This is a genomic window from Halomonas sp. AOP7-B1-5 (assembly GCF_052353045.1).
Taxonomy (GTDB): Bacteria; Pseudomonadota; Gammaproteobacteria; order Pseudomonadales; family Halomonadaceae; genus Vreelandella; species Vreelandella colorata.
Map to the genome: position 1 here is coordinate 1 of NZ_JBQTDC010000071.1, position 7,422 is coordinate 7,422.

The window sequence follows — 7,422 nt, forward strand, 5'->3', positions numbered from 1 at the left end:
GCTTGGCGCACAATGGCGGTGAACGTGTACCTGAGACACACAGGCGACGCCCCGTGCGAGCAAGCAGCTGGCCAGGGCGCTGATATCCCGATCACGGGAAACAAGCAGCCACGGAAGCGCCAGCAACGAAGGTTCTCTGGCCACCCATTCCCCCGCGATAAACGCCAGGGCCATATCCGCTGCCTGTGGCACACGCGGGCTGACGATTTCGAGTCGGTATTGCGAGCGTGATCCCACTTGTTTTTTCCAGTCAGGAATCACGTCACGGTTGTTCGTGGCGACCAGCACTTTGTCGGACGGCACCATCAGGGGCGCTGCCTGTACCGGCGATATCGCATCCGCGTCAATCACCACAACACGCGTCATGCCAAGCCCCCCCAGCGCCAGTTGGCGCTCGGCTTCCCGCAGACGGATGACCTGATGACATTCATTGATCAATTGACGGTGCTGAAGAAAAGTGGAAAACGACCAGGCGCGGCTACGCCAGGACAGGCGATACTCGATGTAGTACGCCAACAGTTCGCGGCTATCGCAGTCGATAAGATAGAAGTCCCGATCCAGATGGCTATGTTTCGGGGGCGCTGCGTGCTGGCGCAGCTGGTACGCCATCGCGTCGCAGGCATCTTCGTCCTGATCAAAGACCCATTCCCCACCTGGGCGCTTGGCCACACGAAAACGCTCGTAAGGCAGGGTGAAGGTCGCTACAAACGCCTGATCTTCGTCAGGTGCATCGTCATCGCTGAACAAATCAATTTCGAGGCTCAAGCCATAAGTGGCCTGCACATACGCTTCATCGTCGTGATCGTCCACCGGCTTGAAGACAAACGGCGCATAGTCGTGGGCAATCTCAAAGTCCATGCGGGTGGTGTACAGCGGGTGCCAGAGCTCAAACACCACCCGACCGGCGGCGACGCGTTTGCAGACCAGGTGATGCCCTCTCGGGATAATGAACTCATCGTCAAGCGGCACAGGAGCCGCACAGACAACAATTTCCCCTGGGCGGTAATCACGCTCAAGGAAGGGCTGCTGACCGGACAGCGCGATATCGACATGATGGCGCAGAGACATCACGTTCGGATCGTCAGCAGGTGCATCGGCCAGGGTGCGTACATGTTTGGTGGAGAGCTTGATGGCCTGCTCAGGGCGCATGGTGCGGTCGACGACCACGGGGTTCGTGCCACCCAGCACCTTGATGCACATCAGGTAGGTATTGGCGGGAATGGTGGCATCCTTTGTCTGGATGTCCACGGTGGATACAAAGGCGTCGAATTTGCGGATAGGCATCGTGTAACTCCTGGAAATAGTGAACGTCTACTTCCAGATTCTCACGACTTTTCAATCGACCAAGCGGTTAACGCCCTGTTTTTTAATTTTTTTCGCGCCTGAGTGTCAGGCGCGAAAAGGTGGGTCACGGTGTCAACAGTTCCACATCAAATGCTGTAATCTGCCGCTCGACACTGGAGAACTCTATTCCTACCAGGTAAATAGGCTTTCCACGGGCAAGTATCGACGTAGTAGTAGCCATCTTCACGAATATCCGCGAAGGTCTGAATCCCAATAGGTAGTTTTAGACGCTGAGAAGATGACATTGAAAATTCCCGAAAATAGTACGTCGATTCGATAGCTTAACATGATGACAGGCTATCAACTTGCCCGTTGTAGCTCCGCATCCTCGTCACGCTTATTCACCGCTGCCAACAACGTCTGGTCAGCCAACGCTTGCATGTCGATATGGCCACGAAACACCCATTCCTGCGCCACCCTGGCCCAGTGCGGCTGTACCAATCCTACAGTGAAACGTCGGTCGGCTTCCCTGACAACTCCTTCCAGTAGCGTGACCGGCAAGGCTCCTTCCAGACTGTCCTGGCGTATCCAGACCGACGCATGATCCGCTCCCACGAACAATACCGTGCGTTTACCTCGGCGGCTGGTGAACTGCGCAATGATCGGCGTGTCCTGGGACGGGTCAAACCGGATGGTTGGAATCGACGGGCTAACACGAAATTGACAGATGGTGCGTGGCGTTTTCGCTGAATGTGACATCAGTGACTCCTGGTGAATCGAATTTGCGTTTGTGATGCCACCACGATGCCACAGGTGGATTGTTTGCCAAGAGGCTGCGAATCCTGGCGGGTGCAAAAAAGTGCTCGCACGGGCTTGGTCGATTGAAAAGCCGTGATAGCTTGAAAGAGATCGGCACAACCAGCCACTCGATAAAACTAACCTGATCAGTGGCTTGTACCGAGCATACAGGTTTCCGACAAGTCGGTTTTCCGACAAGCCGGTAAACAGCACTCTCGGCTGTTTAATGAGGAAAAAAACGATGACGGATAACACACTTCCCAGCGGCGGTGACTGCTTTCAGGTGGCAGGGCAGTTAATCGTGAGGTGTCGAGACATTCACGCTCAATCTACCAAAGGCGTCACCGACAAGGTGTTGGCCCATGGCGTCGTCACAGGACAAGGGCCGGTTAGCGGTATTCGCTTCAGCCATGCCTGGATCGAAGGCGTTAAGAACGGCATATCTGTCGTTATTGATCTGTCAAACGGCCAGCGGTTTGTCGGCCCAAGGGCGCTTTATTATGCGATAGGCCAGATAGAACCAAAGGAGGTGTGCCGCTATAGCAAGGAGGTCGCCCGAGCAAAAATGCTGCAAACCGAGCATTACGGGCCTTGGGAGGGGGAAGTCGCCCGACTCGGGCTTTAAGTAAGCGCCCATTCCGTCGGATAAGGACGGAATGGGCATACCGCATACTCAAACTGTGGAGGTCTGTCATGCAGCCCATACAACATATCACACTTCACGCGATGTCGGGAGCCGATTTCAGAGGCTTCCTGAACCTGCTTAACGCACTGGCCAGCAAGGAGTGGTCGGTGGACTCCAAAGCCTCACAGGATGCCTTTGCACTGGCTCTCCAAGCAGGCAAAGCTCGCTGAAAAAGCTGATTTCCCATGCGTAACGCCGATAGCGACCTGCATTAAGGTGAGCTATCGGCGGTTTTGGCGATTTTTTTGGAAGGAAGACAACATGCCTGTATCCGAGGCGCTGGAAGAAATCGACGACTCCGCGTACAGCGCGACGCTGGCCGAGCCGATAGCAGCGGCGTACACGCGAAACGACCTGACGCTTTAACCACTGTTTGATACCCACGTTGCTATTAAGACACCAAGGAGAACGCCATGCCTACCTTTCTGATTCGCGCCTTCGCTACACAAGTCCCTTGCCAGAGCCTCGCCGAACTCGGCGGGGTCTTGCACCGCGATTTTGCAGGCCAATCGGTCGCTGTGCAGTTTGATCGTCCTAGCGGGCTGCGTCATGTCGCATTTGTCGATGTCAACGACAGAGGGCTGGCCAGTAGTTATAGCGCACCGCTGCCCGCCGAGCTGGCACCCTTGGCTGCCTCTGAGCGTACTTTTCGTGTGCTTGTGACAGACATTGCCTACGACAACGACGAGAACGCCCCAGAACTGCCTCACACGCTTTGTTTTGCGTTTGACGAGGTGATTGACGCTGAAACACTGGAGCAGGTTGTCAGCGACCGGATAAGCGACGAGACAGGGTTTTGCCACCACGGCTTCCAGATGCAGCTTCTCGATTGCTGGGCAAAAACCGTGTTCGTCGATTTTGCCTCCGACCATTTCAAGCATTTTGGTGCTTTCCCTGGTGACATTGCGCTGGCGTCTCACGAAGGAAACGAAGTCGTCTACGGGTTCGATGCTTATATGTCCTTGGCAAACGTGGAAATGGAGCGTATTGCAGGCCACCCAGCAAGCGAAAGAGAGTTATCATAAGGTTTGAAATGGCACGAAGCGGGGAGTGTCTATTGAGCGAGCGCTCCCCTTAAACCCCGATACTGTTTTCCCTGTCATAAATACTCACCGGATACACCCATGCTCCATCAGCCACCCTGCCAACGCCCTGACACCCTTTCGCCTAGCTGGCGTGAGTCCAAGTTTGTCTACTGGCCTCCCTCACATGCGACGCCGACCGTGCGAATCCCCCTGCCCTGCGGGACAAACGATAGCCTCAGTATCAAGCCGGAGGCCGATCGCACTTAAAAGAAGGCGAGATACCTGGGGTTCAGCACATTGAGCGCAAAAACGGTTCGACGTATTGGGTAGCCACCTGGTACGAGCCGGTGGGCGAGGGAAAACGCAAGAAAAGATCAAAATGGTTTTCTTATGGTGGCCCCCATTCAATGTTTCGCTACAGCGAACAGGCAAAAGACGCTGCCAGAGAACGGCGTCAAACAGAAGAAGCTCGCTGGTATAGCGTCTCTGGCGATCACGCGCATCGCCAACGTAACCGCATTGACTGACTGACCTCTTTTCCACGTCGCACCGCCTTGGCCGATTCGACACTTGTGGTATTCCTGTTGGCAACACGATCCAGACCAGGACTGCCTTATGCCAATCCACCTGTCCCACGTTGCCCTGCTGGCGCTGCTGCTGGCCATCGCCGGTTGTGCATCCTCACCGGCCCCCTCTCCCGCCACGTCAGTAGACGACGCCCGCGCCATCACCGAACAACGCCCAACCCCTGAGCGTGACCAGATCAACCACCTGAGCCAGCTCACCGAACAGGGATATACCGGCAACACATCACGGTTGTCTGGTCATTTTGAAATGGCAGCGGCAGATGGGCGCTACGCCGTTCACGATACCTACCTACTGGGGGATCGAGATACCCCCCAGATCGCCAAACAGCACCTCATGGAACGCCTGAAGCGTCAGGCACTCGACCAGGCCGGTGTCTATCGTGCTTTCGAGGAACGCTTGTCTGCTGACCAGCAGCTTGCGGCAACATCGGTGCTGGTATCTGGCAGTGTCGTGGCGCTTCACGATGTCAGAGAAACCGTCCGACCGGTTGGCGAGGATCGGCTGGAAATGACCCTGACGGCGACCGCCATCGTCGATAGTTCGGGCTTGCAGCGCCATATTGATGCGCTGTACGACATTGACCTCCTCCCCTCCCTCAGCTTGCGCTGCCGTCTGACGACGGAAAGGAAGGGGATTCCCTGGTTGTTGCCTTCCAGGTTCCTGCTTCGCAGCCCGTTGCCCTTGGTGATAGCACCTCAGGTCTTACACAAGCTCCACAGGCTTAACCTCCCGTGAGTCCCACGGTAGTTTTCTCATGCTGGCGGAGCTTGTCGGCCCCGGCCAGGATCGCTTTGCCCGATTGAAGTATGTTGCGAGCAGCGTTCACGTCGCGGTCAATGCCTTGGGTGCCACAGCCAGGGCAGTCCCAAGTACGCACGTTCAGTGGCATCTTCTCGGTGATATGGCCACAGTGAAAGCAGCGTTTCGAACTGGGAAACCACTTGTCGATCTGGACGAAATCACGCCCGTACCGTTCGGCCTTGTACGTCAGTTGTTGCGTGAGCTGATGCCAACCCACGTCGCTGATGGCCTTGGCCAGTGAGCGGTTTTTGACCATATTCTTAATTTGCAAACTCTCGGCAGCAATGACTTGGTTCTCGTGAATAAGCTGCGTGGAGAGTTTATGGGTGGCGTCGCGACGCTGGTCGGCCAGCTTGGCATGTACCTTAGCCACCCGAAGCCGCGCTTTGGCGCGGTTATTGGAACCTTTCTGTTTACGCGACAGGTTCCGTTGCGCCCGCGCCAGCTTACGCTCGGTACGGCGTAGAAAACGCGGGTTGGGGACTTTTTCGCCGTGACTGGTGATAACGCGATGCGTCAGCCCCAGATCAATGCCGACCATTTTGGGGGTAACCGGCAGTGGTGTGGCCGCTTCCGCCACCAAAAAGCTGACGTGGTAACGGCCAGCGGTGTCACAACTCACCGTGATACTGCTCGGCGTGCCGGAAAAATACCGACTCCAGCGGATATTGAGCGGGTCTTTTTGCTTGGCCAGCCACAATTTGCCGTCGCGCCAACGAAAACCGTTGGCCATGTAAGTGGCTGATTGCTTGCGCTGCTTCTTCTTGAACGTGGGATACCGCGCCTGACCTTTGAAAAAATTGCTAAACGCCCGATCCAGATGCCGGAGTGACTGTTGCAAGCAGACGTTGGATACCTCGGCCAGAAACGCCGTGTCTGGCTCTTTCTTGAGGCTGGTGAGCGCTTTGGCGGTGGCGTTGTAGCCCATGCGCTCCTGACGCTCGAACCAGGCATCGGTGCGCTGCCGCAGGAAATGGTTGTAGACGTACCGCACACAGCCAAACGTCCGGGCAAGCTGGTCAGCTTGCTCGGGCGTGGGATAGAACCGATAACGGTAGGCGCGATGTGCGGTGGTCATGGCTTGAATCTAACGCGGTAAATATAGCCTGTCAACCAAGAGGCGCTACGCGCCTCGCGCTATCCTTCCCCGGCCTAAAAGGCCGAGGTTTGACGCGCAATTTGATCATGCCCTTACCGCTGCCAATGCCTACTTGCAACGCGAGAACCGGCGGTTGCGTGAGAACGCCCCTGTCAGTGCCACTCCCGACGGCAGTGGCCAGCATCAGGCAACGCTCCCTGCTGCCCGTGCTGAGACACCGACCGAACCCGCCGACATGCCATTCAGCGCGATTACCTTCGCTGCTGATTTGGCATCGTGGCTCAAAAATGACGACCTGGCTCCCTGGCTGCGCCTGGAGGGCTACGATCCGCGTCAGGCAGACTGGATCAAGGCGTTCCAGGAACAGCCGTCCGATGGCCGCTCGCGTTCACGCCTGACCTACCAGCCGGAGGGCGTCGACGCGATCCCGCAGACGTATGCCGATGTCCGTCCGCTCAAGCGCCAGCTCGCGCAGGATGTGTCGCGCCTGACCCGCGACTACAACGCTGCCCTCGATGTCGACATTGTGAAGACAGCCCCCAGCCCTCACACCCAAGGCACCGAATACACCGTGCATGTCACCGGCTTTGATGGCTTCGTGGAGGCTGTGCTGGAGGCCACGGGCCTGCCCTTCACCCACGGCCAGCTCACCCCTGAGCAGATACAGGCACTTGATCCCTGGCGGTCGCTGAAATACTGGCTGGCTGCCGACCTGTTCGCGCCGTCCCCGTTGGTGTTGTCGTTGAGCGTCAATGCCGACATGGAAGCCCCTGGCAGCCCTACCCCTGCCGCCCAGTTTCACCAGGTCGTGCTGTCGCCGGTCGCCTTTGGCGATAACCGCCGCGAGGCCGCCCTTCTGGCCTTCACGCCTCTGGAACACTATCTCTGGTATCTCGGCGGCCAGCATCTCCCTGATATGGGGCTTAAAGCGCCCCATGCGCCTTTTGAACTGGAGGGTCAGCGCCATAAAACATCCAAAATTCCGTCCTTCCGGCAACCTATCTACCACGACCACCTGGGTAGACTCGACACCTATCGGGCGGTTCGTGCGGGTGACGCCAGTGCAATGACCGCTTCGTTTCACCGTCGGGCGCTGACGTGGTTCCAGGTAGACCGCTACCGCCCCGACCTGGGACAAGCCG

General features: G+C 57.1%; 8 protein-coding genes. 5 read left to right on the forward strand and 3 right to left on the reverse strand.

What is annotated here, in order from left to right:
• Both ACT3XD_RS18970 and ACT3XD_RS18975 read right to left on the reverse strand, forming a co-directional pair.
• Window positions 1-1,284, reverse strand: a 1,284-nt coding sequence (locus ACT3XD_RS18970; protein WP_444280668.1) for a hypothetical protein, incomplete at its 3' end; no start/stop codon positions are given.
• Window positions 1,285-1,644: 360 nt separating this feature from the next.
• The gene (locus ACT3XD_RS18975) at window positions 1,645-2,043 is read right to left on the reverse strand and encodes a hypothetical protein (protein WP_192539827.1); all 399 of its coding nucleotides are present in this window, start codon (window positions 2,041-2,043) and stop codon (window positions 1,645-1,647) included.
• Window positions 2,044-2,323: 280 nt separating this feature from the next.
• Between ACT3XD_RS18975 and ACT3XD_RS18980 the strand changes: the two genes are divergently transcribed.
• From ACT3XD_RS18980 to ACT3XD_RS18995, 4 genes are all read left to right on the forward strand, one after another.
• Entirely contained in the window at window positions 2,324-2,707 is a 384-nt protein-coding gene (locus tag ACT3XD_RS18980; RefSeq protein ID WP_192539826.1) for a hypothetical protein, read from the forward strand.
• 68 nt (window positions 2,708-2,775) lie between these two features.
• Window positions 2,776-2,937, forward strand: a complete 162-nt coding sequence (locus ACT3XD_RS18985) for a hypothetical protein (protein ID WP_192539825.1) — start codon at window positions 2,776-2,778, stop codon at window positions 2,935-2,937.
• A 243-nt stretch (window positions 2,938-3,180) separates the two neighbouring features.
• Complete coding sequence (locus tag ACT3XD_RS18990) at window positions 3,181-3,792, forward strand: hypothetical protein (protein ID WP_192539824.1); 612 nt, start codon at window positions 3,181-3,183, stop codon at window positions 3,790-3,792.
• A gap of 615 nt (window positions 3,793-4,407) precedes the next feature.
• On the forward strand, window positions 4,408-5,115 hold the full coding sequence (locus tag ACT3XD_RS18995; RefSeq protein WP_192539823.1) for a hypothetical protein: 708 nt from the start codon (window positions 4,408-4,410) through the stop codon (window positions 5,113-5,115).
• Here the strand turns inward: ACT3XD_RS18995 and ACT3XD_RS19000 are convergent.
• Window positions 5,102-6,259 carry an RNA-guided endonuclease TnpB family protein gene (locus tag ACT3XD_RS19000; RefSeq protein WP_192539822.1) on the reverse strand — a complete coding sequence of 386 codons (1,158 nt, stop codon included), beginning with the start codon at window positions 6,257-6,259 and terminating at the stop codon, window positions 5,102-5,104. The two genes, ACT3XD_RS18995 and ACT3XD_RS19000, sit on opposite strands and share 14 nt — an antisense overlap.
• Before the next feature lie 154 nt (window positions 6,260-6,413).
• On the opposite strand from ACT3XD_RS19000, the gene ACT3XD_RS19005 reads away from it, so the two are divergent.
• Window positions 6,414-7,422: hypothetical protein (locus tag ACT3XD_RS19005; RefSeq protein WP_444280669.1), on the forward strand; the 1,009-nt coding region annotated here is incomplete at its 3' end.

What these genes read in the sequence shown, in the direction of transcription:
- ACT3XD_RS18975 (WP_192539827.1), bottom strand. Translation starts at nt 2,043, where the DNA reads ATGTCACATTCAGCGAAAACGCCACGCACCATCTGTCAATTTCGTGTT.
- ACT3XD_RS18980 (WP_192539826.1), top strand. Translation starts at nt 2,324, where the DNA reads ATGACGGATAACACACTTCCCAGCGGCGGTGACTGCTTTCAGGTGGCA.
- ACT3XD_RS18985 (WP_192539825.1), top strand. Translation starts at nt 2,776, where the DNA reads ATGCAGCCCATACAACATATCACACTTCACGCGATGTCGGGAGCCGAT.
- ACT3XD_RS18990 (WP_192539824.1), top strand. Translation starts at nt 3,181, where the DNA reads ATGCCTACCTTTCTGATTCGCGCCTTCGCTACACAAGTCCCTTGCCAG.
- ACT3XD_RS18995 (WP_192539823.1), top strand. Translation starts at nt 4,408, where the DNA reads ATGCCAATCCACCTGTCCCACGTTGCCCTGCTGGCGCTGCTGCTGGCC.
- ACT3XD_RS19000 (WP_192539822.1), bottom strand. Translation starts at nt 6,259, where the DNA reads ATGACCACCGCACATCGCGCCTACCGTTATCGGTTCTATCCCACGCCC.